The organism is Gluconobacter sphaericus NBRC 12467 (assembly GCF_006539125.1).
GTDB lineage: Bacteria > Pseudomonadota > Alphaproteobacteria > Acetobacterales > Acetobacteraceae > Gluconobacter > Gluconobacter sphaericus.
Genome location: NZ_BJMK01000006.1, coordinates 36209 through 61669, shown reverse-complemented (window position 1 = coordinate 61669; position 25461 = coordinate 36209). Strand labels below are relative to the sequence as shown.

Here is a 25461-nt window from a genome sequence, read left to right as displayed (position 1 = left end):
TCTTCCGGTTTGGGCAAAGGGCGTGGGTTTAGGGAAGAAGCCGTCAAAGGCCAAGCATAAAAAAAGGGGAAGCACCCTTTCAGGTCCTTCCCCTTCTCGTGCAGTGGCTGAGATCAGGACGCGGCCATCTCGCACACGGCTTCTTCCGTCACGGCCGGACGCATCGTGCCCATTTTGGCTTCGGACTGCACCATGGGTGACATTCCGAGCGCGGAGAGGAGTTGGCGGTCGCGATGTTCAGCCGGGTTCGGCGTGGTCAGGAGCTTCTCGCCACAGAAGATCGAATTCGCACCCGCGAGGAAGCACAGTGCATGGGCTTCATCGGTCATGTTTTCGCGCCCTGCGGCAAGACGGACATGACTTTCCGGCATCATGATACGCGCCGTAGCAATGATGCGGACGAAGGTGATGGGATCGACGGCTTCGGCCTCACCCAGTGGAGTGCCTTCAACGCGGACAAGCAGGTTGATGGGCACACTCTCGGGGTGCTTGGGCAGGTTGGCGAGCGTCATCAGCAGACCGGCACGGTCGGACAGGTCTTCACCCATGCCCACGATTCCACCGCAGCAGACATTGATACCTGCGTCGCGCACGTTCGAAAGCGTGTCGAGACGCTGCTGGTAGGTGCGGGTGGAAATGATGGAGCCGTAAAACTCTTCGGACGTGTCGAGGTTGTGGTTGTAATAATCCAGCCCCGCCGTCTTCAGGCGCTCCGTCTGCTGCGCATCGAGCATGCCGAGCGTCACGCAGGTTTCCAGCCCCAGCGACTTCACGCCTTCGATCATCTCGCAGACGGTGTCGAGGTCATGATCCTTCGGCGTGCGCCAGGCCGCTCCCATACAGAATCGGCCTGCACCGGCTTTCTTTGCAGCGCGTGCTTCCTTCAGGACGGATTCCACGGCCATCAGGCGCTCGGCCTTGACGCTTTTTTCGTGCAGCGCACTCTGCGGACAATAGGCGCAGTCTTCCGGGCAGCCGCCGGTCTTGATCGAAAGAAGCGTGGAAATCTGCACTTTCGTGGGGTCAAAGTAGCGACGGTGCAGAGTCTGTGCGCGGTACATCAGCTCGGGGAAAGGCAGGCTGATGAGGGCTTCGACTTCGTCGCGGGTCCAGTCGTGGCGGATGTCTGGGTGGGGCGTATGGGTGGCCGTCACGGATCAATCTCCAAGGGTTGCTGCATCACACCTACCCAAAATTGTCCCACCGTGTCATCTGATCGTCACTATTGATGAGCCGGAAAACGGACGAGGTCGCAGAATGAAACACTGGCATATTGATCAGATGGACTGGAACTCCTTTGATCCGTCCCGCGTGGACCCCGAGATCATCCCCCTCGTGAAGGCCGCTTCCGTGGTAGAAAAGAACGGTCTTGATTATGCCGAATATCTGCGTCGCGTCTTCGTCGGAGATCCGGATTTCAGCGCGGCTGCCGCGAACTGGGCTGTTGAGGAAGTGCAGCACGGCGACGCGCTTGGCCGCTGGGCCATGCTGGCAGATCCGTCCTGGGATTATGAAAAGGCGTTCGACCGCTATCGTGCGTCGTACAAGATCGACGCCGATGTAGATGCCTCGATCCGCGGTTCCCGCACGGGCGAACTGATTGCGCGATGTATGGTCGAAACCGGCACATCGTCTTTTTATACGGCACTCGCGGACGGGACGGACGAGCCATTGCTCAAGGCTATCTGCAAGCAGATCGCGGCCGATGAATACCGGCATTTCAAGTTGTTTTACGATCACATGCGCCGCTATCTTAAGCGCGAGAAGCTGAGTGTCTGGGCCCGGACACGCATTGCGCTGGGTCGCGTGACGGAGAGCGAGGACGACGAGCTGGCCTCGGCCTATCATACGACGAACGAGCCGTCAGGCATGGCCTATGACCATCAGCGCTGCATTGCGGCCTATATGTCCAAGGCGATGGGCTTCTATCAGCCCAAACATATCGACCGCGTGACGGCGATGATTTTCAAGACGATCGGGTTTGCGCCGCATTCTCGCTGGCAGAAGCTTGCATCTTCGCTGGTCTACCGGTTGATCCAGTGGCGCCGGAAAGTCTTCAGGAAGCAGGTTCAGGCCTGAGGACTTCCATGCAACATCCGGAAACTGGAAAAAAGAAGACGAAACCGGGCGTCTGTGCCATGAAAGACGCCTGATTCTTTCGCCTGCGTCCGGAGATTTCGATGACCGTTTCCGCTATTTTCTCCCGTCGTGCCGTCTACGGCGCAACCCTGGCCCTTTGCGCCGCTGGTCTGTATCAGTTTCCGACGGCGAAAGCGGACCCCTATTCACTGCCGATCGCATCGTCTGGTCCGGTCAAAACCGATACGGTGAGCCCCGCTACCCTGTCCGCCCAGCAGTTGGCCAAACAGGTTGGTTACGCGCAGTTCACTGCTCCAGACTGGCGTGTTGGTCCGGTCAGGCACATGGTCATGTTCCGCTACACCAAAGAAGCTACCACGGCACAGCGCGCTGAAGTGTCGGGACGTTTCCTGCATCTCGTTCAGGACAGCCGGCGTGCGGACGGTAAGCCGGTTGTCGTCAGCATCGAAACCGGCTTCCAGAACAGCGGAGAAGGGGCTGATGCCGGTCTTCAGCAGGCATTTCTTGTGACGTTCCGTTCTGAAGGAGACCGAAATTATTATGTCGGCAAACCTGTCGTGACGGATGTGGCGTTTATTGACCCCGCCCATGAGGCCTTCAAAGAGTTTGCCGCGCCCTATCTCGAAAAGATCGTTGTTTTTGACTATCCGGTTGCGGCGGTCGTCACGCCAGAAGGTACAGGCGCAAAAACCAAAAAAACTCACAAAACCCGCTGAGCAGAGCAGGCGCGTTTTGTCCTTTTGACGAAATGATACTTTATACCTCATTCTAGAGGCACCATTCTGGAATGAGGTACATTGTGAAACGATTTCTTACGTCGCGACATGCTCTGAAGCATGGTGCCAGCCTTGTAGCCCTTGCCGCGGGTCTGATGGTCTCCGGCGCGCAGGCTGCCGGTTACAACGCGGGCTGGGGTTTTGACGAAGCCGGAATGGACCGTGCCGTTCAGCCGGGAAACAATTTCTTCGAATACGCCAACGGCACCTATCTCAAGAACCTCAAGATCCCTGGAGACATGAGCAGCTACGGCCCGTTCCGTATCCTGTATGAACTCTCCCTGTCGCGTCAGAAGACCATTCTGGACGAGGCCGCGAAGAAGGTTGCCCAGCAGCCCACGGACGACATGGGCAAGATCGGCACCTATTACGCCAGCTTCCTGGACCAGAAGGCTGTGGATCGTCTGGGTGGCAAGCCGCTCGCAGCCGATCTTGAAACGATTCGGAACGTGAATGATGGCAAGTCTCTTGCCGCAGCGTTCGGTGCGTCCCTGAAATCCATGATGTTCTCCACGTTCCAGATCGGTGTGGAGCAGGACCAGAAGGACCCGGAACGCTACATGCTGATGCTCGATCAGGGCATGAGCATCGGTGTGAGCGGCGGCCTCGGTCTTCCGGACACGAGCTACTACACAAATCCCAAGCTGGCGGATAAGAAGAAGGCCTATCAGGCCTATGTCGCCAAGATGCTGACGCTTGAGGACTGGCCGGATGCTGCGAAGAACGCGCAGGCGGTGGTCGATCTCGAAACGGCTCTGGCCAAAGTTGAAGTGCCGCGCGACCAGACCCGCGATCCGCTCAAGATCTACAACCCGATGCCGGTGTCCGAGCTTCAGAAGCTTGCGCCGGACTTCGACTGGGTCACGTTCCTGACCAGCGCCGGACTGCCGGCAGAAGGCCTGGAAAATCGCAAGATCGACGTGCGCGAGCCCGCCGGTATCAAGGCGATGACGACAGTTCTCAAGGCTGCAGACCCTGCGACGCTGCGCGCGTGGCTGGCGTTCCATCTCGGGGACAATGCGGCCGGTTATCTGTCCAGCACGTTCTATGATGCGTCCTTCGACTTCAACAGCCATACACTGTCGGGCGTGGCGCAGCAGTCTCCGCGCTGGAAGCGTGCCGTGCGCGTGACGAACGGTGCACTGGGCTGGGCACTGGGCCGCGAATATGTCGCGCGCTACTTCCCGCCTTCCGCACAGGCGCAGATCACGGATCTGGTGCAGAAAGTGAAGGCGTCCTTCCATGACCGCCTTGAGCACAACAGCTGGATGGACGAGCCGACCCGCAAGGCCGCTCTGAACAAGCTCGACCATTTCGCCATTCAGGTCGGTTATCCGAAGAAGTGGTGGGATTACAGCAAGCTCGACATCCGCAAGGGCGACGTCTACGGCAATGCCGTGCGCGGTGCGGCGTTCAGCTGGCAGCACGATCTGGACAAGCTCGACAAGCCGGTGGACCGCGACGAATGGGGTATGACGCCGCAGACGGTGAACGCCTACAACGATCCGACCATGAACGAGATCGTGTTCCCGGCTGCGATCCTTCAGCCGCCGTTCTTTGATCCCAAGGGCGATGTTGCCGTTAATTACGGTGCCATCGGCGGCGTGATTGGTCACGAAATGAGTCATGGTTTTGACGATCAGGGCCGTCACTACGATGAGCATGGCCGCCTGAATGACTGGTGGACCAAGGCTTCGACGGATGCCTTCCAGAAGCTGGCTGACCGTCTGGCCGCGCAGTACGACGCGCAGGAAGTTCTGCCGGGAGCGCATGTGAACGGCAAGATGACCATGGGCGAGAATATCGCGGATTCCGGCGGGCTGAACCTCGGTCTGCAGGCCTATCATGATTTCCTGCACGGCAAGCCCGCGCCGGTCGTGCACGGTCTGACGGGTGACCAGCGCGTGTTCCTTGGCTGGGCTCAGGTCTGGCGTGAGAAGGATCGTCCGGATGCGCTGCGTCAGCAGATGCTGTCGAACGAGCACGCCCCGGCTATCACGCGCGTCAACATCCCGGTTCACAATATCGATGCCTGGTATGATGCGTTCGACGTGAAGCCCGGCCAGAAGCTCTATCTGGCACCAGATCAGCGCGTAAAGATCTGGTAAGGTCGTGACAAATCGGAACGTGGGGCCTAATCACGGTCTCACGTTTCACTTTCTCTACCTGACGGACCCATTCTCATGACGCAAATGACGATCGGCCATCTGTACACCTCGTTGCATGCGGGCTGTGCCAGCGCGGTCGCGCGCGTTCTTGAGGCTTACGAGGTTGAGGTCGAATATGTCGATCTGGACCCCGATGATATCGAAGAAGCTCTTGAAGGGGCGGAAGTCGATCTTCTCGTTTCTGCCTGGTTTCCGCGGGATGAAAAGTTTGCCGGTCTTGGGCGCCGGGTTCTGGGCGATCTGTACCAGCCTGTCGTCAGTTTTGCGTCCCTGTCACCGTTGGGTCCTGTCGGGACACTGACATCTGCGGATGTGGACCGCATCATCGTCAGCGATGACAGCCGTCAGGCGCTGGAAGACGCTCTCAAGCAGCTTCCGGCCCTCTCGGTACTACCGATTGAAAGCATCGGGGAAGGGGCGCTGATCGGGCGTCTGGAAAAGGCCCGCGATGCTGGCGAGAGGCCGTTGGTCGTAGCGACGCAGCCTCATGCGGTTTTTCATACGGATCTGCTGACCGTGATCGAGGATCCGGCCCATCTGTTGGGTGGGGAAATGTCGGCACGAATGATCATGCGTGAAGATGTGGCCCGCCAGGCAGACAGCGATCTGCTTGACGAGCTTTCGGAAATGATGCTCGGCAACAGGGTTATGAGCGCCCTGGACTATGTCATTTCCGTTGAAGGGCAGGATCCGGAAGGGGCCGCCGAAGCCTGGCAGCGCGGCCGTCTCATCGGTCGCTGATAAAAAAGGGGGCGGGAAACCGGCCCCCTTTTTTTGTGATTTCAGCGGAAACCGAGATCGCTGTCGATTAGAACGGGCCGACCCGTTATGGGATCGGTTAATCGGCGTCGCTGCTGGACAGATAGGCGACGAAGCCCGCGGCATCGTCTGCCGTCTTCGCAGGGCCAAGAGCGATTCTTTCTATATATTTCTTGTAGATCGCGCCGATTTCCGTACCGGTGATTTCGGCCATGCGCTTGACGCCGAGCAGCATGACATCCGCGCTATTTCTAGTCAGTCGAGGCGCAATGGCCTTGTCAGGGTGCTTTGGGGATGCTCCTGTGGCTGCGGCGTTTTTTTAGAAAGGGACATTGAAAAAAGACCCTTCGATTGCCCGTCATCGACATCTGACTGTCGTGATGGCGGAACTCATCGCCCCTTTGCTTTCTGTATTTCAAAAAATGCCTTTTCGGCACTCCTGACACAGAATTGTGTCAAAGGGGACGGGGCCTGCATTGGGTATGGATAATTTTCACAAACCTGCTCTGGCCATCTGTTTCCGCGCCTGCGAGGATGCGTTAAATAAACGTTACTAAAAATCCTCGGTAGGACTTGATGAACCACCCGGAAAGCATTAGCGCCGTTTTTGAGACTTTTGGTGGCATCAGCGACGAGGAATGGCTTCAGGTCTTGGTGTCGTCCGTCCATATCCCCGAAATCCAGGGTGTGACGATGCCCTCATTTCCGCCGGATGATCTTCAACGGGAAATTCATGGGCATCATGGAGAAATTTCCATCCATGAGGCGCATGTTTTCTTTCGGGAAATCAAGGCGTATTGCGCCTATGCTGGGCGGCCGGTCCGCCCCGAGACGACGCTGCTGGATTTTGGTTGCGGCTGGGGACGTATCGCACGGCTGTTTATGAAGGATATCCGGCCGACCAATCTGTACGGCGCGGAAACTACGGACCGTTTTCTTGTGGCGGCGCGGCGCGCCAATCCTGCGCTCAACTTTTTGGGGAGCGGTCTGGTACCGCCAATGCTCCTGATGCCCGAAAGCTTTGACCTGATCACGTCATGGTCTGTGTTTTCGCATCTGGACGAATTTTTGTCCGGACACTGGGTGCGAGAGTTCCATCGTCTACTCAAGCCAGGGGGCATGCTGGTCATGACGACGCAGAGCCGCAGGTTCATCGCCTTCTGTGCCGAGCAGAGGCTCAAGCGTGCGTCTGGCATCAGGCTTGAACACCCTTGGCATGAAGCCTGTGCAGACAGTTTTATCGACGAAGCCCGAGCCAACGCGGAATTCGAAGCCGGGCGCTTCCTGCATGCGGCGTCCTCGAAACCGCCGCAGCCCCAGTCGCATTATGGCGAGGCGATCATTCCACGTAATTACATCATCAAGGCCTGGGGCGGTCTGTTTCGTCTGATCGAATACATGGATAATCCTGTGCGGTTGCCGCAGGTCCTGATCGTGATGCAGAAGATCGGATAGTCATCATTTGTCATGAAACGACGGGACGTGAGGAGAGGGGTTTGAGAAAAGCCAGTATCGGTACGGTCCGGTTCGCAGCTCTCGTGCTCATGTTTTTCTCCGCTGCACTTGCCCAGACAACGGAGACTGTAACCGTCACCGGGCAGCATGCGATGCTTGTCGGTAGCTACAAGGGCATTTACTGGGTCTATCATCGGTTTGACCGTCTGCCTGAAAGCGCGCGGAAGGACCTCTCGCTGCATTTTCTGGGTGATATCCTGCCAGATCATGCCGTGCCGTCCGAAGCGCATGTCGTGTTCCATGCCAAAGGTGGCGATATCCCGCTTTTTGTAGGGCAGGACCGGGATGTGCATTTTCCCCGTTCCGATGCGCTTCTGGCCGAAAACCCGCCCGTTCTGCTGACACTGCCGCCGGACCGGAAAGTCCAGCTTGAGCTGGCGATCGAGGTGGCCCCCCTGCCGGCGCCCTCTTTCACGAAAGAACAGGCCGGGATCTGGATGGGGGAGATCAACGCCGCCATCCGGGATTTTTTTGGTGTGATTCTCGCTTTTCTGGCTCCGGACGCCCATCGCCTGAAGGTCGATGTTGCTCCGGGTGCGCGCTTTGAGGCGCTGGAGAACGGGACCGCGCGGCTTCTGGTCGATAATCAGGGAGCGGTGCCCTACACTTTTATTCTCCGGCCGCAGGATTTTCAGGATGGAACGGTGTTTCGCTCCGATCGGCCTTTTTCCATGATCCGCGTGAAGGTGCCTACGGACGAGTTTTTCACGCTCAAACGGAAAAAATGACGCGGGATTTGACAGATGGCCCGCAAGGACGCATCACGCGGAACCTTAAATTCACTGCCAGCAGGGGGATCCATGTCGGTTCACGCGTTCGTCTTTCCGGGACAGGGGAGCCAGTCCGTCGGGATGGGGCAGGCCCTGAATGAGGCTTTTGCATCCTCCCGCGCCGTTTTTCAGGAAGTGGACGAGGCCCTCGGCGATCATCTCTCGCGTCTGATGTTTTCCGGCGATGCGGATGAACTGACGCGGACCGAAAACGCCCAGCCTGCGCTGTTTGCGGTCTCGCTCGCTGCCGTGCGTGCTCTGGAAAGCGAAGGTGGCTTCAAACTGGCGGACAAGGCGGCTCTGCTGGCCGGGCATTCGTTGGGCGAGTATTCCGCGCTGGCCGCTGCGGGCACGCTTGGGATCGCGGAAGGTGCGCGTTTGCTGCGTTTGCGTGGTCAGGCCATGCAGCGCGCTGTACCGGCCGGTGAGGGCGGCATGGCGGCCCTTCTAGGTGTGGATGCGTCTCAGGCCCGTGCGATCTGTGATGAAGCCTCTCAGGGCGAGACGCTGGAAATTGCCAACGATAATGGCGGTGGTCAGATCGTTGTGTCCGGTGTGATGAGCGCAATCGATCGCGCCATTGCCGTTGCCAAGGAACATGGTATCAAACGCGCCGTGAAGCTGCCGGTATCTGCACCTTTCCATTCGTCGCTGATGGCGCCTGCCGCACGCGAGATGGAAGATGCGTTGGCGACTGCCACACTGAACGCACCGTATGTTCCAGTCATCGCCAACGTCACGGCCGCCAAGGTGACCGATCCGGCAACCATTCGCGAACTTCTCGTGAAGCAGGTGACGGGCACCGTGCGTTGGCGCGAGAGCGTGCAAGCAATGGTGGCGATGGGTGTGACGAACATGCACGAGCTTGGTGCAGGCAAGGTCCTCTGCGGTCTGGCACGTCGTATCGCTCCTGATTTAGCCACGAGCAATGCCGGAACGCCCGCTGAAATCGAAGCCCTGCTCAAGACCCTTTAAGGACAACCGATTATGTTCTCTCTTTCCGGCAAGATTGCTCTCGTCACGGGTGCCTCCGGCGGTATTGGCGCTGCGATTGCCCGTCAGCTTCATGCGCAGGGTGCGACGGTCGTGCTTAGCGGCACGCGCGAGGCCGCTCTTCAGGAACTCGCCGACAGCTTGGGCGAGCGCGCCTATATCGCCGTCGCCAACCTGTCCGATCCCGCCGAGGCCGACGGTCTCGTGGCCAAGGCCGAAGCCGTTGCAGGCGCTCCGTTGGATATTCTGGTTAACAATGCCGGCCTGACGCGCGATACGCTAGCCATTCGCATGAAGGACAGTGACTGGTCGCAGGTTCTGACCGTCGATTTGGAAAGTCCGTTCCGTCTGGCCCGTGCTGCGCTCAAGGGCATGCTGCGTCGTCGTGCGGGGCGGATCATTTCGATCGCTTCCGTGGTGGGAACGACGGGCAATGCCGGTCAGGCCAACTATGCCGCCGCCAAAGCGGGCATCGTGGGCATGAGTAAGTCTCTGGCGCAGGAAGCCGGTCCGCGTGGCGTCACGGTCAACGTCGTGGCCCCCGGTTTCATCGAGACGCCGATGACGGATGTGCTGCCGGAAGCGGTGCGTGAAAAGCTAGTTGGCTCTATTCCGCTCGGTCGGATGGGGAATACTGGTGACGTGGCGTCCGCAGTGGTATATCTGGCTTCCGAAGAGGCAGCATGGGTCACCGGTACGACCCTGCATGTCAATGGTGGCATGGCGATGGTGTGAATGCTTGGCCTTTTTGGTTAAAGCATGCTAATCGCGCGCTGCTTTGCCCGGCCTGCTGAAGGCTGATGTCCGGCTTTTCCGGCGGCAACGCCTCCCCTTCCATGGGGGCGGCCCTGCTCTGGAGGAACCACTGGGCTTCCGGACTGGCAGACGGCAGTACGAGTTTTGATGTAACGCACCGGACGGGCAACAGGGTCCCGGATGGGCAGAAGGAACAAACAGATGAGCGACATTGCTGACAAGGTAAAGAAGATCGTTGTCGAGCACCTCGGTGTGGACGAAAGCAAGGTAACGCCGGACGCGTCGTTCATCGACGATCTGGGCGCAGACAGCCTCGACACGGTCGAGCTGGTCATGGCTTTCGAAGAAGCCTTCTCCGTCGAGATCCCGGAAGATGCAGCCGAGAAGATCGCAACCGTCAAGGATGCCATCGACTACATCGAAAAGCAGAAAGCAGCCTGAGGCCAGTCCTCAAGCTGACCGGGGGCGGTTTTCCGACCCCGGATTCCCATCCCGTTCAGGGGTGGAAGACCAGTCGGGTCCTGTCATGAGGCCCGGCTGCAAGACCCGGACATAACGTGAGACAAGAGGCATCGATGAGCGGGACTGCAACTAACGGGCGGCGCGTCGTCGTAACCGGTATCGGTGTTGTCAGCCCACTGGCTGTGGGCGCGGAACTGACCTGGAAGCGGCTGATCGAAGGACAGTCCGGCATTGGCCGGATTACGCATTTCGACCCCTCCGAACTTCCTGCCCAGGTCGCCGGACAGGTTCCGGACGGCCCGACGGCGGAAGGTGGTCTCACGTTGTCCGACTGGGTGCCGGTCAAGGACCAGAAGAAGATGGATCGCTTCATCCATCTGGGTCTTGCCGCAGCCATTCAGGCTGTCGAGGATTCAGGCTGGAAGCCTGAGGACGAAGACGATCGCTGCGCCACGGGCGTGATGATCGGCTCGGGGATCGGCGGTCTTCAGACGATTTATGACGGCTCCCTGACGGTTTCGAGCGGCAAGGCCCGCCGTCTGTCGCCGTTCTTCATTCCTTCGGCCCTGATCAATCTTATTTCGGGTCACCTTTCGATCCGCTACGGCTTCAAGGGACCGAACCATGCGGTCGTGACGGCCTGCGCGACCGGCGTTCACGCCATCGGTGACGCCTCGCGTCTCATCCAGTATGGTGATGCGGACGTCATGATTGCCGGCGGTGCGGAAGCTGCGATCTGCTCGCTCGGCATTGCCGGGTTCTGCTCGGCCCGTGCCCTGTCCACTGCCTCCAACGATGATCCGACCAAGGCTTCGCGCCCTTGGGACAAGGATCGCGACGGCTTTATCATGGGTGAAGGTGCCGGTGTGGTCGTGCTTGAAGAGCTTGAGCACGCCAAGCGCCGCGGTGCAAAGATCTACGGTGAAATTGGCGGTTACGGTATGTCCGGCGATGCCCATCACATCACGGCTCCGGCTGAAGGTCACGAGGGTGCGTTCCGTGCCATGAAGGCCGCGCTGCGCAACAGTGGTGGCTTGACCACGGCTGACATCGATTATGTCAACGCCCACGGCACCTCCACCATGGCGGATGATCTTGAGCTTGATGCGGTCGAGCGCTTCTTCGGCGATGACGCCAAGCGTCTGGTCATGTCTTCTACGAAGTCGGCCATTGGCCATCTTCTGGGTGCGGCCGGTGCGGTCGAGGCGATTTTTTGCCTTCAGGCCATCCGTGATGGCGTCGTGCCGCCCACGTTGAACCTGGACAATCCGGCGCGTGAAAGTGTCATCGACCGCGTTGCGCACGTGGCCCAGCAGCGCAAGATCGACATTGCCCTGTCCAACAGCTTCGGCTTTGGCGGTACGAATGCGAGCATCATCCTCAAGCGCTTCAAGGACTGAGGAAGGGTTCATTCTGAATGTCTGAAGGCCCGTCTGACAGCGAAGAACCGCGGAAGCTTGTTCTTCCGCCAAAGGCTGGCCGTAAGCTGGCGTTCTTCGGGGCGCCACTGCTCCTCGTTGCAGGGCTGGCCGCAGGTTACGGCCACTATACCGATCCCGGGCCGCTGCAGGACGAAAAGACTTTCGTGATTCCGCATGGCAATAATGCTCGTGTGACGAAAGTGCTTCAGGATGACGGGATCCTCTCTCCGACATGGGCATCCGGTACGTTTTTCCGGATTGCCGCGTTCCTGACGCATCGCGATGGTCAGATCCACGCTGCGGAACTGCAGTTTCCGGCCCGGGTTTCGGTCGCGCATACCCTTGAGATCCTGCGTCACGGCAAGCCTGTTTCTCATCAGCTTACGGTGCCCGAGGGACTGACGGCCATCAGGATTGCGGCCATTCTGAACAAAGCTCCTGCGCTGAGCGGTGAAGTGCTCACGCTTTCCGAGGGCAGCGTCTTTCCGCAGACGGTCTCTTACGTCTGGGGAACGTCGCGCCAGGCTCTGGCCGAGAAATTGCAGAAAATGATGGCCGTCAAGCTCGCCGCAGCCTGGGACGGGCGCAATGTCGAAGCGCTCGACGGGCTGATCCAGTCTCCAAAGGAACTGCTGGTTCTGGCATCGCTAATCGAGCGTGAGACGGCTGTGTCGTCCGAGCGGCCAATGGTGGCACGCGTCTTCCTGAACCGTCTGAAACTGGGAATGCGTCTTCAGACGGATCCGAGCGTCATTTACGGGCTTAGTAATGGAATGGGAACGCTGGACTCACCGCTGACTCATGAGGATCTGCAAGCCCCAGGTCCTTACAATACCTATCTTCAGGCGGGGCTGCCTCCGGGGCCCATCTGCTCACCCGGACAGAGCTCACTGGACGCCGCAGCGCATCCGGCCGACGGGAAGATGCTGTATTTTGTGGCTACGGGGAAAGGCGGGCATAATTTCGCCGAGACGCTCGCCGATCAGGATAAAAACATCCGCGCCTATCACGCGCATCTGTCGGCGATTCCCCAGAACCAGAACTGAAACCCGCCCTCCGCAGAGGACGGGCAGCGTGGTCTCAGTGCTTCAGCGGAGCGAGAGTTTGGCTTTGCACGCTGGATGCCTGTGCTGAATATGGGCGAGTGGCGTCGTAGGTTGCCGGATAGGGGTTGTTGCCAACGACGTCCTGCGTGGCGGTCGTGCGCGCGGCGGTAGTAGCCTGTGACATACGGGATGTTGCTGTAGCAGTACTGCTGGTGGTCAGCTTGGCTACGGACATCAGGGCGCGGCGCAGTGGATCAGCAGACGGGTTGTTGACGCGCATTGTCACGACAATGTCCTCGGGGCCGACGGTCTGGTTGTAATAGGCCCGGTTAGCGCCACTATCGACGGTCAGCTTGGAACCACCCAGCGCTGCACCGGCATAAAGACCCTCGTTTTTCTGGGCGGCGTAGATATCGGTATTGTGCGCGCCAGCCGTACTGTCCTCCAGACCAGTGCCGATGCTGGCGAAGGAAGCGGACGCAGAGGCATCAAACTTGAACTGGCTGTCCAGAATGGCTTGAATGCCGCGCTGGGACATGATGAACAGGATTGTTTCCGTGCTCTGTACACCAAGCTGAAGCCCCATCGAGGCTGTGCCAAGACGGTAGAATGCCGGATCTGACCATGATCCGCGGGCATCGCGGCTCAGAAGCAGGCAGCGGCCACCCGATCCACCGATCCCGAATGACATATTCAGCACGGATGGGCAGATCATGACGGCCTTGGCTTGTGCCAGAAGTTTCTGGGAGCGGGACTGGGCTGTTGTTCCCATGAAGAGATCCTGAACCGCCAGCGTGGCGCGATCGACAATGATCTGCTGCTGGCTGGCCGTGGTCTGGGGAGCATCGGAACAGGCTGACAGGGCGGCGCAGCCCGAAGCGACGAGCATGGTCTTACGCAGGAGACCGGACAGGGTCATGGAGGGTACCTTCTGCAGTCATCGTATGAATATTCCCCCGCACTATGCGCCAAATGCGGCCAAATCACGAGTGCGGGGGGAGAGGATGTCAGATTTCTACGTCAACGGCGGCTGACAGGGCCTTCGCAATGCCGGGCGCGGCGGCAAGAATAGTTGCCCCGCCCGTCAGGCCGCCTGTCTGAAGGAAGGGCGATACCGTGGCCCCGGCTTCCGAAAGGATGACCAGTGCGGCTGCCACATCCCAGAGCTGGATGACAATTTCCAGATATCCGTCGGAGCGCCCGCAGGCCACGTCGGCCAGGGCCAGCGCACCCGATCCGCCGGAGCGGGGCATTGCGCCGAGCGCCATGATAGCTGCGATCTTCTCGTTGAAGGTTCCGGTCGGCACGCGCGCGGACCAGCCCATCTCGATCATGGCTTCCTGCGTGTTCGTGATGGGAGATGCCTTGATCGGCTTGCCGTTCAGGAACGCGCCCTTGCCCTTCTGGGCCGTGAAGACCTCACAAAGCGCCGGCGCATCGATCACGCCGGCAACGGGTTCGTCTCCGTCCAGCAGGCCGAGCGACACGCACCAGCGGTCACGGCCACGCGCATAGTTGGAGGTACCGTCAATCGGGTCCACGACCCAGCGGAAACCGCCCTGCCGCGTTGCACCATTTTCCTCGCCCTGAAAACCATCCTCGGGAAAAAGCTCCTGGATGCGACGGCTGACAAAGGCTTCGACGGCGCCATCCGTCTCGGTCAGGTAGTCCTGTCGCCCCTTGAGGGTTCCGGTCGGGCCACCCGGAGCAGGGCGTAAGGAGAGAGCAAGCTGGGCCGCATCACGCACAACGGAGCGGGCGGCTTCGAGGCGGACGGCAATCGGATCGAAGGTCATGGAACTGTCCTAGTCTTTACGCTGTGTAGCGCGGAGGGATGCCGTAATGGCGGGATCTTCAAGGCTCATGAGACGGTTTGCGGCCGTTGTGGCAAACAGATGCAGCAGCGTGCGTCGCCGTGCGGGAGGCAGCTTGTGAAGCGCGGGTTCCCGAATGATCGTGCATTCTGCCAAAATACTGTCGCGCAGGGCAGGAGGGGCGGCACTGACACTGACGACGATCAGGCCCGCATCCGGCGGAATTAGATCCAGCGGAAAGCTATCATCCACCGCAAAAAACAACCGATCGGACCAGTCCCGGTATTCGGGCCATTTCTGATCGGTCTGGAAATCGCGCAGGCCGGATTTGATCTCGATGCAGGTCAGGGAATGATCGGGCAGGAGCGCCATGATATCCGCGCGCCGTCTGGCGGCGGGAAGGGCGAATTCATTGATGGCGGCCCAGTTCATTGTCCGGCACAATCCGAGGACGGCGCGCCGGATGGCCAGCTGCGTTTCCGGCAGGCCACAGGATGTTGCAGTGGGATTTTCGGCAAGAACCGTACTCATGGTTCCATCCTGCTCCGATCTGGGCTCTACGTCTGCCCTGGTAGGCTGTTTTGAAGCTATATTTTTACGGGAGAGTGCCTCATGCCATTTTTGCGAACGGATCATTGGCGATGCGCCATCGTTCACGCGCCTCTGGCTGAGGTGGTCGAAGCTGCCAGTCTGAACGGCTTTCCCATCACGACTCTGCCCGATATCGGGGATCACTGCTTTCTGGCCGATCCGTTCGGATTCTGGCGCGACGGAAAGCTGCACGTTTTTGCCGAGGCCTTCGATTATCGCAGTCCCACGGGAACGATCGAAGTTCTGATCTATGACGGAACGGGCCGTCTACTGTCTCGCGAAACCGTTTTGCGGGAGCCCTGGCATCTGTCTTACCCGTTCGTGTTTGCACATGAGGGCGAGGTTTATATGCTGCCCGAAGCCAGTGCTTCGGGGCGTCTTTCGCTCTATCGGGCAAAATCGTTTCCGCGTACATGGGAGCGGGTCGATGCGTTCGATTTCCCCGAAGCCGCAATCGATGCCACGCCATTCCAGTATGCCAATCGTTGGTGGATGTTCTGGACGCCAGCAGGGAGCAAGGACGAACGGCAGAGTCTTCTGAACATTTCCGTAGCCGATACCCTGATGGGGCCTTGGAAAAACCTTGGGCTTTTCCTGAACGACCGGGCCGGCGCACGTCCTGGTGGCACGCCGGTTCTTGTGGATGGAAAGATCTTCCTGCCTACTCAGGATTGTCGCGGAACATATGGACGCGGGATTCGGCTGCTGGAAATCGAAGGGCTGGAGCGAGGGCTGCCGAAAATCACCCCCGGCCTGTCTATTGCTATCCCGGCGTCTTTGCGGAAGCGCTATCCTGATGGGATGCACACCCTGTCCGCAGCCGGGCAGGTGACGCTGATTGATGCCAAGAAAATTGGGATTGGCCCCAGGCGGGACCTGCTTAACCTGAAACGTCGGATATTCGGAGCCTGAGAAGCGCGTATCCCAGGTGCTCAGAAGCCGGGGATACGATCCAGCACAGCATTGCCATGCCTGATGAATGCTTCAGGCCCGAAGCGTTCCAGAACCCGTTTGCGGGAGCGGGCGCCCATCGCCGCAAGATCGGCTGCTCTGTCGATCAGGTCCGCCAGCGCTGCCGCAAGGGCAGGGGCATTGTCGAACGGCACGATACGTCCGGTTTCACCGTCGAGAATGCTCGACGCCAGTTCGCCCGCAGGGGTGGAAACGACCGGAAGGCCACAGGACATGGCTTCATGCCCCGCGACACACATGCCCTCCCAGTGCGACGACTGGACGTAAAGATGCAGCGTCTTCAGGAAATCAAACGGCTTTGACTCGTAGCCCAGAAGGTCGATCGGCAGGTTAGCGGCCGTGATGCGATCCTGAAGTGTTGCGTGTTCGGGGCCATCGCCTGCGATCTGAAAACGGAACAGCGGCAGGTCCGGATGGTCTTTCAGGAGAGACACGGCCTCGCACAGAATATCATACGCTTTGACGGGGTTCAGGCGTCCCAGTGACCCGACACGCACGACCTCGCCGTCTTTCCACGGCATGGCCACAGGGGCGTCCGGATCGGCCCGGAAAATGGGCCAGGCGACGAAATTGTCGGTGAGGCCCAGTTCTTTCGCCGCAAAGGTGATGACGGACTGGGAGTCGGCGACCCAGAGCGTCGTGTAGGGGCGGCACAGCCTCAGCAGGAAGGCATTGACCTTCTTTAGCCGTCCGCAATGCTGCCAGTGAACCGTCGGGGTCTTGTGGCGCAGGGCAACCAGTTGTCCCAGAAGTGTGGCGCGGCTCAGCGACGTCCAGATCAGGTCTGGCTGAAACGCCTCCATTTCGTCCCGCAGCCAGCGATAGGCGGCGATATGGTCCCGCGTCGTACCCTCCCGGACGCGCACGGGGATGCCGGCGGCTTCGATCAGCGGGATGGCGAGGCCGTCCTTGCGGGCCAGGGCGAAGACGGTAACGTCCCCGCCGCGGGCCTTCAGAACGGATACGATGTCCGGAATGGGAAGCTGTGCGCCGCCACATTCGAGGGAATTGATGATGTAGGCGATTTTCATGGGATCGTCTGGGCCAGAATTTTTTCAGCCAGCGTCAGGTCTGAGGGTTTGTCCACGTCCACGGCCGCGCGCCCGTCCGAGAGTGTTACCAGGCGCACATTTGCGCCCGTCAACGCCTGAATGCGGCGATACAGGGCTGTGGAATCGAGTGTACGGGTCACTGCCCGCAGCAGGGTGCCGATCCCAAGTGTCAAGGCCATTCGCAGCGGCCGTTTGCGGTTCTGCTGGAGGCGCTTCCACAGCTCGATGACATTTCGCCCCTTCGGTGTGCCGATCAGAAACAGGTTGCAGCCGGAAAAGCTCATATCAGACAGGTGGATATAGGTCCGTTTCGTGCCGGGCACGTCGCGCTCAACTGTCGTACGCAGAGCCACACCGGCAGCAAGGTCGCAGTCCTGTGCTTTGGCGAGGAAGTCCTGAATCCATTCCGGACGCAGGAGGGCGTGATCGGCTGTCGTCACCAGACAGGGCGTGCCGATCCGGGCAATGGCTTCGGCCACGCTCTCGCTGGGAGAGGGGGCAGAGCGAAGGATCGTGGCATCACCTGCGAGATCCCTGATGCAATCGGGATTTTCGATGCTGATCGTGATGGGGCCAAGGCCGGGCGTGTGGGCAATCGTATCGAGCACGCGGGCCAACATGGGCTGCCCGCCAACGGGAAGCAGCGCCTTGTGGGAAACCTGACCGAGTTTAGCAAGTACATCGTTCTCGCCGTCTCTGGACCCGGCGAGAACCAGAACTGGAAGCGTCATGTCGCGCGGTTACGGTCTGCTGCCGGACGTGCACCATCAGGACGGTCGCGCGGGGGAGAGCCTGTCAGGTCCATCACCCAGGGATAACGATGGGCTTCCTCGACGTCGTAACCGAGGTTGAAGACATGCTTGCTGCGGGGCCGGTCGCGGGCTTCGCGGTAAAAACTACTGAATAGACGGTCGGGCACATAATTCGTGATGCCGTAATTGCCGTCCTCATCGTGGAAATGGTGCAGGACGTGAAGCTGCTTGATGTCCGCCACCCATTTCCAGCGTGGCTTGTAGGCCAGATGCTGGATGCAGTGGAAGAATTCGTAGATGCAGGTCATGATTAACGCTGTCGAAAGGGCACAGAACGCACCGCTCCATCCCGCGATCAGTCCGCCGATCGGCATTGTGATGATCGCCATGGTCGGCACCGTATTCAGCGGGGAGCCAAACAGCACGTCCAGAAGGTGCGGATCCTGATGATGGTCGAAATGAATGCGTTTCCACAGGGAAGCGGTCCAGTGGTTGCGGTACAGCCAGCGTCCGTGAAGGATGAAGCGGTGTATCGCATACCAGGCCAGTGGATAGACGACGATCACGACGGGAACGGGAATGAGTGTGGCCCAGAGCGCGGTCGAAAAATGCAGGGCGGCCCAGGCGGATACTACGATCAGCGCGAAATAGAGCAGGATCGTCGGATAGGTCAGATAGGCGAACCACAGCTGTTGGAGGTTCATCTTTCCTAGATCGAAGCTGCGACCCGTCCTGATAGCGGACATGTTGCGCCAGGGCGCCTTGAAGTTGCTCATCGTTCCTCCATCCGCAAAAGCCAGGTCAGCCCGAGAAGGGTGCCCAGGAGCGGTCCGACGCTGACGGCCAGCGGAGCTGGCAGCGTCCCCGCGTTTCCAAGTGCGGAAATCATTCCCTGCAGGATGACGAAACCCATTCCAGCGGCCAGAACATACACCGGCAGCGGATTTCGAAGTCCTGCACGGGGAGGGATATAGATCACCGGGAGCGTCAATAGAAGCATTACTGCAATTTCGACAGGTAAAATCATGCCGCTGAAGAGGGCCATACGATACGTGGCCCGGGGTAGACTTGCAGGTGCGCCCTTGTGAAGAATGGCGCTGATCTGCGCCGGCGTGACAGTGGCTCCGTTCTGTGAGAGCGTCATGATGACGGAGGGAGTGGCCGGAATGACGAAGGTGTTGTCGCCCTTTGTAATATTCACGTATGACTTGTCATCGGACAGGGAAAGATCCTGCGCCCCATCGGGATGCCACTGTCCGTTGCGGTATGTCAGAACGTTCGTGTGTTCGGTCCCTGTCAGCAGCCCGGTATTGTCTCGGTGATAGATCGTCACGTCTCGCAGGAATGTGCCGCCCTGGGCAATCTGCCCAATCCGGACCAGCATGGGACCCGCGCGAAACCATAAGATATTGTCTTCTGGCTGCCCGTCCTGCCCCGCAAGCGGATCCGTGCGGTTCCACCATGTCGTGAGGGCGTTCTCGCAGGCCGGGACCAGCCAGTACTGGGCGCAGGTGCCTCCGATCCCTGCGATCAGCACTGCGGGCAGGAGAAGTCGGTACAATGCCGGGGTTGAAAGTCCGGCTGCTCGCAGGGCCGAGATTTCGCTCGACAGGGTCATCTGTGTGAGCAGAAACAGCGCGCCCACCATGAAAGCGAGCGGCAGGATGTCGATGCTTAGGGCAGGCAGGTGCAGCAAGGCGAAGGTCAGAATGCCGCGAAAGCCGAGATGGCGGTTCAGGATCGGCGTCGTCTTTTCAAGGAGCGCCAGGATTTCCAGTAACGAGACGAGGACGGCCCCGCATAGCAAAAAGCGCCCCAGGAGGGCACGGTTGAGTGCTTTGATCAGGACATGGCGGGGCATGCTGGGTGTGGAGCTGCTCATGCCGCCGCCTTTGCGAGCTTGCGCCGTCTCCAAGATCCACGGGACCGGCGTAGCAGGGCTGCCAGACATCCTATGCAGAACAGGAGTTCTGGCACCCAGATCGCTAGCCAGATCGGGAGGCGCCCGGTCGAGGCGAGGCTGTGGCCGAACATGAGCACTTGATCGAAGGAGATAAGGATCACGGCCACCGCAATCAGCCCCCAGACGGATTTTCTTCGCCGGGCGCCGATGGCCAACGCGACAGCAAGCGGCGGAATGAACGGAATGGCGATGGCGCGGGCCATGCGGAAGTCCATTTCGGCCCGAAGGGTGCGGTATTCGATGCCGGGCAGGCCATAACGCAGGTCATGTGCCAGTTCGAACAGGGTCAGTTCGCGCTCGTCGGCCCCACGAGAGCGGAAGGAAGTTTCCTTGTCGGGCCGGTCGACAACCCGGACGACATGTTCGAAATGTGTCACGGTTGGTTTGTGGGGTTTGGTGGCCTGGAACGGATCATCCACGATTTCCCCGTTCCACAGGTCGAGGCGCGTACTGCGGGTCTTTTCCGAAATGGTCAACGCGCCGGTCCGGGCCGTGATGATGTGGGCCACGCCATTGGCATTCACTTCCCGGATGAAGACCCGTCGGAGGCGCGTGCCGGCATGGCTAACGCTATCAGCCGTCATGACGGCCTTGCTGGATGTGGATGCGAACATTCCTGCCTGAAGATGAGGGGCCCAGCCGGTATGTTCGGCAAAATAGAAGCCTGCACGATAATTATAGCGGGCGACGGGCTGGATATAGCCGTACAGGAACACGCTGGCTGCCCCGAGAAGCAGCCCCACGATCATGAAAGGGCGACTGATTCGCATCAGCGAAACTCGGCCGGCCTGAAGCGCGTCGATCTCGTTGTTGTCGCTCATGCCCCGGATGGTGAGGAACACCGCGATACACAGCGCCGCGGGCAGTGCGATACCAAAATAATGAGGCAGAAGATCCGTCAGGAGGGCGATGCATGTCCCGAGCGAACTTCCTGCCGAAGCCAGATAATCGAAGAGTGACAGCAGCCGTTCCAGCAACAGCGCGACCAGCATCGCTAAAAGAGCGATTGCAAAGGGCGGTGCCATCTGTGTCAGCAGATACTGGTCCAGAATATGGGCCCGCTGTTTCACGCCTCTGTCCTTCCCGTATGGTTCACTGGGCGGCTCCATGACGCCCGTTCACTGACGGAGCCATCGGGCCGGTGACGTGCCAGAGTGATTGTCCATCCCTTCCTATATGGGTGGATGTTCAGGCGATTCCAGCAGGCCTGACGGTGCGGGCGTTCATCCGTCAGCGAGGCGGACGCCACCCCGAGCAGCGGAATGTCCGTTCCGGCAATATGGGTCAGCGTTGCGTCATGGGAATGTCCATGCAACACGATTTCCGCTCCGGCCCGCCTGAAAACGGCGGCGACCTCGCGGTGATCGAGCAGGGATTTCCGCCAGGGCACGAGCCCCCGCCGGGGAGGGTGATGGATCATCACGACCCGGCACAGCCCTTCCCGACCAAGCTCTTCCAGTAGCGCCTCAAGTCGCTCACGCTGCCGGTGTCCGACGCGCCCGTAAGCCATGAACGGCGCAGTCGGAATGCCGGAATTGACGCCGACGATCGCAACCCCGTTCTGGATGCGGACATACGGATACTGCCGGGCCGACCAGCGTTCCCATTGGTGCAGACCGGCCGAGGCCGGCTGGCGGACCATGCAGTCATGATTGCCGGGAATCACGAGTGCCTGAGCGGGCAGGGCATCGAGCCAACGTGCGGCTGAGGCAAACTCGTCGGGCGTTCCGAAATTGGTCAGATCCCCGCTGATGAGGACGGTGTCCACGTCCGAGCGTTCGATATCCTTCAGCAGGGCGGAGCAGGTTTGTTCCAGATGGACGTACCGACGATGTTTCTTCCATGACAGAAGGCTCAGGGCGCGCTTGTTGAGCGCTTCACGCCAGTGGACCGGGGGCGGGGGCAGGTGCGGGTCCGAAATATGGGCTAGCGTAACAGTGGGGGAGACGGCGGGCGTAGGCGTGATGACAGGGGACGTTTGCCGCGACGAGATGGGGTCTGCGGGCAGGTCAGAGGTCATGATCAGAAAAGGGCCTTGTCAGTATCCATGTCAGAACATGGCATCCAGACGCGCTGGGATGCCGTGTTCTGGCAGTTCCATCATAGCCGTGCTAGACCCGCCCGCATAGCCGAACGCCATACGAAGATTGCATCACCTAGTGCGCATTGCCTTGATCCATAATGCCCGTAGCCGGAAAAACCGCCGGAACGGTTCCAGTTTTGCTGTCGAGGCCCAGGCCCTTCTGGGGAAGGATTTCGTGCCTTCTGATACTCGGGAGGGAACAACCGAACATGTTCGTCAGCTTTATGAGCGTGGGATCGACACTATTCTTATCGATGGTGGTGATGGGACGGTCAGCACGGCCCTGACCGCCATCGCACGCGCTTATCCTGCGGACAGGCTTCCGGATATCGTGGTCCTGGCGTCTGGCAATACGAATCTGATTGCGGGGGATGTTGGTTTCGGTCTGCGCGGGATGGAGGCGATCCAGCGTCTGCGGCAGGGTGATCTGCGTTCCAGCGTGCGGACGCCCATCCGCCTGTCCTGGCCCGGAACCGACCGGATGCCAGTGCTTGGCCTGTTCGGTGGCTGCGCGGGGTATGCGCGTGCCGTCCGCATTGCCCACTCGCCGACCGTTCTGCGTTTTGCCCCCCATGATCTTGCGGTCGGAATCACCCTGCTCTCGACATTCGTTAGCCTCATGTTCCGCAAAAGCCGCGAGGAATGGCTACGGGGCGATCCGCTTCGGATTGAGACCGGCGGTCATGTCTATGACGGGCAGAGCTTCATGTTCCTGACAACAGGGCTGTCGCACCTGTCGCGTGGGATCTGGCCATTTTGGGATGCCGAGCCAAATGTTGAAGGACTGCGTTATCTGGACGTAAGTGCCTGGCCGGACAGTCTGCTCCGGGCAACAGCGGCCCTTCTGTGTGGACGCGCACCGCGCTGGCTGCGTCGTCACCAGGATTACGTCAGCGGACGGACGGACGACATGACGCTGGTTACGGAAAGTGATTTCGTGCTCGATGGTGAGGTTTTCAGCGCGGCGCCGGACGGCGTGTTGCGTCTGGAACGTGCGTCCCGCTTCCGGTTCCTGCATGCCTGACGTCCTTGAACAGCGTCTGATCAGTGAATTGACGACACCGGTCGATCCGGGTGTGGTTGCCTTTGCCGATGCGCTGGCCCGTGCCTGCCCCGTCCTTCCGCTGGGTGTACTGTTTTATGGCTCGCTTCTGCGCAAAGCAGATCCAGACGGTATTCTCGACTTCTACATCATAACCGAAAATACTACGGGTTTTGCGGGTGGATTGGTGGCCCGGACCGGAAATCTCGTCCTGCCGCCCAATGTCCGTTATTCCGAATTCCGATATGACGGCCGGGCTCTGAGAGCAAAGATTGCGGTGTTGTCACGGGCGCAGTTCGAAGTCCGAACGGGGCTCGGCGCGCTCGATACGACGATCTGGGCACGGTTCTGTCAGCCGGTACGGTTGGTCTGGGTGCGGGATCCACAAAGCGCGGATGCCATTCTGTCGCTGATCGCAGGTTGTGTGGCGACGGCGGCGTGCTGGGCGGCTTTGCTGGGTGATGTGTCCATGACGACGCAGGAGTTCTGGCAGGCCCTTTTTGCCCATACCTATGCGTCCGAACTCCGGGTTGAGAAGAAGGGTAGGGGCAACAGCATTCTGGAAGGGCAGGAGGCGCGTTACGCTACCCTGCTAACGTTGGGGTGGGCGCGAGCGCACCTTCAGTTCTCGGCTCATGGCGACAGGCTTGAACCCGTTATCCACGAGGAGTTGCGCCGGAAAGCGGCACGTCGCTGGGCACTGATTCAGGCATCCGGACGACCACGCAATGTGGCCAGACTGCTGAAAGCCGCTTTCACATTTGAAAACGGCGCACCCTATCTGGCCTGGAAGATCCAGCGCCATACGGGCTTTGACATGAAGTTGTCGCCATTTGAGAGCCGGCATCCGCTTGTGATGCTGCCATTGCTTTTGTGGCGGGCCCGGAAGCTTCTGAAGCGTCCGAAAGTCTGAATAAAAAAGGGGGGATCCGATAGATCACCCCTTTTTATGGATTACAGCCCGAAATGCTTGGCAACTTCGCCGAAGACGGCGACGGCGCGGTCAATTTCCTCGGGAGAATGGGCCGCCATGACCGAGCAGCGCAGCAGCGGCCGGTTGTCAGGCGTGGCCGGCGGAAGCGAGAGGTTAACATAGACCCCGTTTTCCAGCAGCGCGTTCCAGAATCCTACGGCCTGATCCACGGTTTCCAGCGTCACGGCGACGACCGGGGAGACATGCTCGCCCGTTTTCAGGCCGACCTTCTGGAGGCCAGCATGCAGACGGGCTGCGTTTTCCTGAAGCTTTGTCCGTAGTTCCGGGCGGGCCTGCATGTCTTCAAGCGCGGCCATGGTGGCTGCGATGATTTCGGGGGGCAGGGATGCCGTGAACATGTAGGGACGCGAGCACAGGCGCATCAGGTCCACGCCGTCATGGTCCGTGACGCAGTATCCGCCCACGGTTCCGAGAGACTTGGAGAAGGTCCCGACCACGAAGTCGATCCCGTCCTCGCAGCCCTGCATTTCCGCAACACCGCGACCATGCGCACCCAGAACACCGAAAGAATGGGCTTCATCAGCCATCAGATACGCACCATGGCGCGTCTTGATGTCGACGAACTTGTCCAGCGGGGCGACATTGCCCGTCATGGAGTAGATGCCCTCGGCGATGATGAGCTTGGCGCCCGTATGGTCCTTCAGGCGGGCCAGACGCTTTTCCAGATCGACCGGATCATTGTGCCGGAAGCGGATGACCTGCGCTCCGGACAGTTTGGCGCCGTCATAGATGCTGGCATGGCTGTCCGCATCGAGCAGCAGGATGTCGTCCTTGTTCACCAGAGCCGAAATCGTGCCCAGATTGGCCTGATATCCGGTCGAGAACACCATGCAGTGCTTGCGGCGGAAGAACTCTGCGAGTTTTGCCTCCAGCTTTCGGTGTAGACCGAAGGTGCCGTTTGCAATGCGGGAGCCCGTCGTGCCGACGCCCATCGTCTCGGCCGTTTCTACGGCTGCTTCGATGGCCTTCTTCGACTGGCTGAGACCAAGATAGTTGTTGGTCCCGAAGAGCAGCGTCTCACGCCCTTCGATGATCCCGACGCTTGCGGAGATCGGACGCTCGATCACGACCTCGAACGGATTACGCGGGGAGGCAGTTGTAAGGCCTTCATAGGCCTCGCGCAGCCCCTGGTGCTTGGCGAAAATATCCGTCACGCGTGGGCTGCCTTCAGCGTGTGCAGGCAGGCGGCAAGGTCGTTGATGGTGCGAATATCGGCCAGTTTGTCGAGCGGGACGGAGACGTCGAGTTCGTCTTCGATTTCCATGACGAAGTTCATGACGGCCAGACTGTCAAAGGCCAGGTCTTCGACAATCTTGCTGTTACCATCGATGTCCCGGGGAACTTTCGGGTTGGCAAGCAGTTTCTCAATGATCATTCCGGAAATACCGGCGACGCTGTCAGTCATGGACTTCAACTCTCGATGTCTGTGTAC

The 25461-nt window shown here is 59.7% G+C and carries 27 protein-coding genes; 14 read left to right on the top strand and 13 right to left on the bottom strand.

The window, feature by feature from the left end:
- Window positions 1-113: 113 nt before the first annotated feature.
- Entirely contained in the window at window positions 114-1154 is a 1041-nt protein-coding gene (bioB, locus tag GSP01_RS06130) for a biotin synthase BioB (protein WP_141351785.1), read from the bottom strand.
- Window positions 1155-1257: 103 nt separating this feature from the next.
- Between bioB and GSP01_RS06125 the strand changes: the two genes are divergently transcribed.
- The 4 genes from GSP01_RS06125 (at window position 1258) to GSP01_RS06110 (ending at window position 5785) form a co-directional block, all read left to right on the top strand.
- On the top strand, window positions 1258-2079 hold the full coding sequence (locus tag GSP01_RS06125) for an acyl-ACP desaturase (protein ID WP_141351783.1): 822 nt from the start codon (window positions 1258-1260) through the stop codon (window positions 2077-2079).
- Window positions 2080-2180: 101 nt separating this feature from the next.
- Window positions 2181-2816 (top strand): Dabb family protein, encoded by a 636-nt coding sequence (locus tag GSP01_RS06120; protein ID WP_141351781.1) that lies wholly within the window; start codon window positions 2181-2183, stop codon window positions 2814-2816.
- 71 nt (window positions 2817-2887) lie between these two features.
- The gene (locus GSP01_RS06115; RefSeq protein ID WP_141351779.1) at window positions 2888-4984 is read left to right on the top strand and encodes a M13 family metallopeptidase; all 2097 of its coding nucleotides are present in this window, start codon (window positions 2888-2890) and stop codon (window positions 4982-4984) included.
- Between the two features lie 75 nt (window positions 4985-5059).
- Window positions 5060-5785: a glycine betaine ABC transporter substrate-binding protein gene (locus tag GSP01_RS06110; protein WP_141351777.1), complete on the top strand. Its 726-nt coding sequence runs from the start codon at window positions 5060-5062 to the stop codon at window positions 5783-5785.
- Between the two features lie 97 nt (window positions 5786-5882).
- On the opposite strand, the gene GSP01_RS06105 is transcribed toward GSP01_RS06110, so the two are convergent.
- Entirely contained in the window at window positions 5883-6038 is a 156-nt protein-coding gene (locus tag GSP01_RS06105; RefSeq protein ID WP_174787556.1) for a hypothetical protein, read from the bottom strand.
- A 341-nt stretch (window positions 6039-6379) separates the two neighbouring features.
- Between GSP01_RS06105 and GSP01_RS06100 the strand changes: the two genes are divergently transcribed.
- The 7 genes from GSP01_RS06100 (at window position 6380) to mltG (ending at window position 12766) form a co-directional block, all read left to right on the top strand.
- Window positions 6380-7258, top strand: coding sequence for a class I SAM-dependent methyltransferase (locus tag GSP01_RS06100; RefSeq protein WP_141351774.1), 879 nt, complete (start codon window positions 6380-6382; stop codon window positions 7256-7258).
- Window positions 7259-7299: 41 nt separating this feature from the next.
- Window positions 7300-8046 carry a hypothetical protein gene (locus GSP01_RS06095; RefSeq protein ID WP_141351771.1) on the top strand — a complete coding sequence of 249 codons (747 nt, stop codon included), beginning with the start codon at window positions 7300-7302 and terminating at the stop codon, window positions 8044-8046.
- Between the two features lie 72 nt (window positions 8047-8118).
- Window positions 8119-9063 (top strand): ACP S-malonyltransferase, encoded by a 945-nt coding sequence (gene fabD, locus GSP01_RS06090; protein ID WP_141351769.1) that lies wholly within the window; start codon window positions 8119-8121, stop codon window positions 9061-9063.
- Window positions 9064-9075: 12 nt separating this feature from the next.
- Complete coding sequence (fabG, locus tag GSP01_RS06085) at window positions 9076-9816, top strand: 3-oxoacyl-[acyl-carrier-protein] reductase (RefSeq protein WP_141351767.1); 741 nt, start codon at window positions 9076-9078, stop codon at window positions 9814-9816.
- A 222-nt stretch (window positions 9817-10038) separates the two neighbouring features.
- Complete coding sequence (locus GSP01_RS06080; RefSeq protein ID WP_011253554.1) at window positions 10039-10278, top strand: acyl carrier protein; 240 nt, start codon at window positions 10039-10041, stop codon at window positions 10276-10278.
- Window positions 10279-10412: 134 nt separating this feature from the next.
- The gene (fabF, locus tag GSP01_RS06075) at window positions 10413-11699 is read left to right on the top strand and encodes a beta-ketoacyl-ACP synthase II (RefSeq protein ID WP_141351765.1); all 1287 of its coding nucleotides are present in this window, start codon (window positions 10413-10415) and stop codon (window positions 11697-11699) included.
- A 17-nt stretch (window positions 11700-11716) separates the two neighbouring features.
- Window positions 11717-12766: an endolytic transglycosylase MltG gene (gene mltG, locus GSP01_RS06070; RefSeq protein WP_141351760.1), complete on the top strand. Its 1050-nt coding sequence runs from the start codon at window positions 11717-11719 to the stop codon at window positions 12764-12766.
- A gap of 34 nt (window positions 12767-12800) precedes the next feature.
- Here mltG and GSP01_RS06065 read toward each other — a convergent pair whose 3' ends face one another.
- From GSP01_RS06065 to GSP01_RS06055, 3 genes are all read right to left on the bottom strand, one after another.
- Window positions 12801-13685 carry a lipid-binding SYLF domain-containing protein gene (locus GSP01_RS06065; protein WP_141351758.1) on the bottom strand — a complete coding sequence of 295 codons (885 nt, stop codon included), beginning with the start codon at window positions 13683-13685 and terminating at the stop codon, window positions 12801-12803.
- 88 nt (window positions 13686-13773) lie between these two features.
- Window positions 13774-14562, bottom strand: coding sequence for an inositol monophosphatase family protein (locus tag GSP01_RS06060; RefSeq protein ID WP_141351755.1), 789 nt, complete (start codon window positions 14560-14562; stop codon window positions 13774-13776).
- Window positions 14563-14571: 9 nt separating this feature from the next.
- Entirely contained in the window at window positions 14572-15111 is a 540-nt protein-coding gene (locus tag GSP01_RS06055; RefSeq protein WP_141351753.1) for an MmcB family DNA repair protein, read from the bottom strand.
- An 81-nt stretch (window positions 15112-15192) separates the two neighbouring features.
- Between GSP01_RS06055 and GSP01_RS06050 the strand changes: the two genes are divergently transcribed.
- The gene (locus GSP01_RS06050; protein ID WP_141351751.1) at window positions 15193-16083 is read left to right on the top strand and encodes a glucosamine inositolphosphorylceramide transferase family protein; all 891 of its coding nucleotides are present in this window, start codon (window positions 15193-15195) and stop codon (window positions 16081-16083) included.
- A 20-nt stretch (window positions 16084-16103) separates the two neighbouring features.
- On the opposite strand, the gene GSP01_RS06045 is transcribed toward GSP01_RS06050, so the two are convergent.
- From GSP01_RS06045 to GSP01_RS06020, 6 genes are read right to left on the bottom strand one after another with little or no spacing between them, the layout of a single operon-like run.
- A complete protein-coding gene (locus tag GSP01_RS06045; RefSeq protein ID WP_141351749.1) occupies window positions 16104-17174 on the bottom strand; it encodes a glycosyltransferase in 1071 nt (356 codons plus the stop codon).
- Window positions 17171-17926: a nucleotidyltransferase family protein gene (locus tag GSP01_RS06040; protein ID WP_141351747.1), complete on the bottom strand. Its 756-nt coding sequence runs from the start codon at window positions 17924-17926 to the stop codon at window positions 17171-17173. Before GSP01_RS06040 ends, GSP01_RS06045 begins: the two co-directional genes overlap by 4 nt.
- The gene (locus tag GSP01_RS06035) at window positions 17923-18723 is read right to left on the bottom strand and encodes a sterol desaturase family protein (RefSeq protein WP_141351744.1); all 801 of its coding nucleotides are present in this window, start codon (window positions 18721-18723) and stop codon (window positions 17923-17925) included. The genes GSP01_RS06040 and GSP01_RS06035 overlap by 4 nt, the downstream gene beginning before the upstream one ends.
- Window positions 18720-19829, bottom strand: coding sequence for an LptF/LptG family permease (locus tag GSP01_RS06030; RefSeq protein WP_174787555.1), 1110 nt, complete (start codon window positions 19827-19829; stop codon window positions 18720-18722). Before GSP01_RS06030 ends, GSP01_RS06035 begins: the two co-directional genes overlap by 4 nt.
- Complete coding sequence (locus GSP01_RS06025) at window positions 19826-20980, bottom strand: LptF/LptG family permease (protein ID WP_141351742.1); 1155 nt, start codon at window positions 20978-20980, stop codon at window positions 19826-19828. Before GSP01_RS06025 ends, GSP01_RS06030 begins: the two co-directional genes overlap by 4 nt.
- The gene (locus GSP01_RS06020) at window positions 20977-21930 is read right to left on the bottom strand and encodes a metallophosphoesterase family protein (RefSeq protein ID WP_141351740.1); all 954 of its coding nucleotides are present in this window, start codon (window positions 21928-21930) and stop codon (window positions 20977-20979) included. The genes GSP01_RS06025 and GSP01_RS06020 overlap by 4 nt, the downstream gene beginning before the upstream one ends.
- A gap of 139 nt (window positions 21931-22069) precedes the next feature.
- Between GSP01_RS06020 and GSP01_RS06015 the strand changes: the two genes are divergently transcribed.
- On the top strand, window positions 22070-23017 hold the full coding sequence (locus GSP01_RS06015; RefSeq protein WP_141351738.1) for a diacylglycerol/lipid kinase family protein: 948 nt from the start codon (window positions 22070-22072) through the stop codon (window positions 23015-23017).
- Entirely contained in the window at window positions 23010-23948 is a 939-nt protein-coding gene (locus tag GSP01_RS06010) for a hypothetical protein (protein ID WP_141351736.1), read from the top strand. Before GSP01_RS06015 ends, GSP01_RS06010 begins: the two co-directional genes overlap by 8 nt.
- A 41-nt stretch (window positions 23949-23989) precedes the next feature.
- Here GSP01_RS06010 and spt read toward each other — a convergent pair whose 3' ends face one another.
- Together spt and GSP01_RS06000 are read right to left on the bottom strand one after the other, a co-directional pair.
- Window positions 23990-25183 (bottom strand): serine palmitoyltransferase, encoded by a 1194-nt coding sequence (gene spt, locus GSP01_RS06005; protein ID WP_141351734.1) that lies wholly within the window; start codon window positions 25181-25183, stop codon window positions 23990-23992.
- On the bottom strand, window positions 25180-25434 hold the full coding sequence (locus tag GSP01_RS06000; protein WP_141351733.1) for an acyl carrier protein: 255 nt from the start codon (window positions 25432-25434) through the stop codon (window positions 25180-25182). The genes spt and GSP01_RS06000 overlap by 4 nt, the downstream gene beginning before the upstream one ends.
- Window positions 25435-25461: the final 27 nt, after the last annotated feature.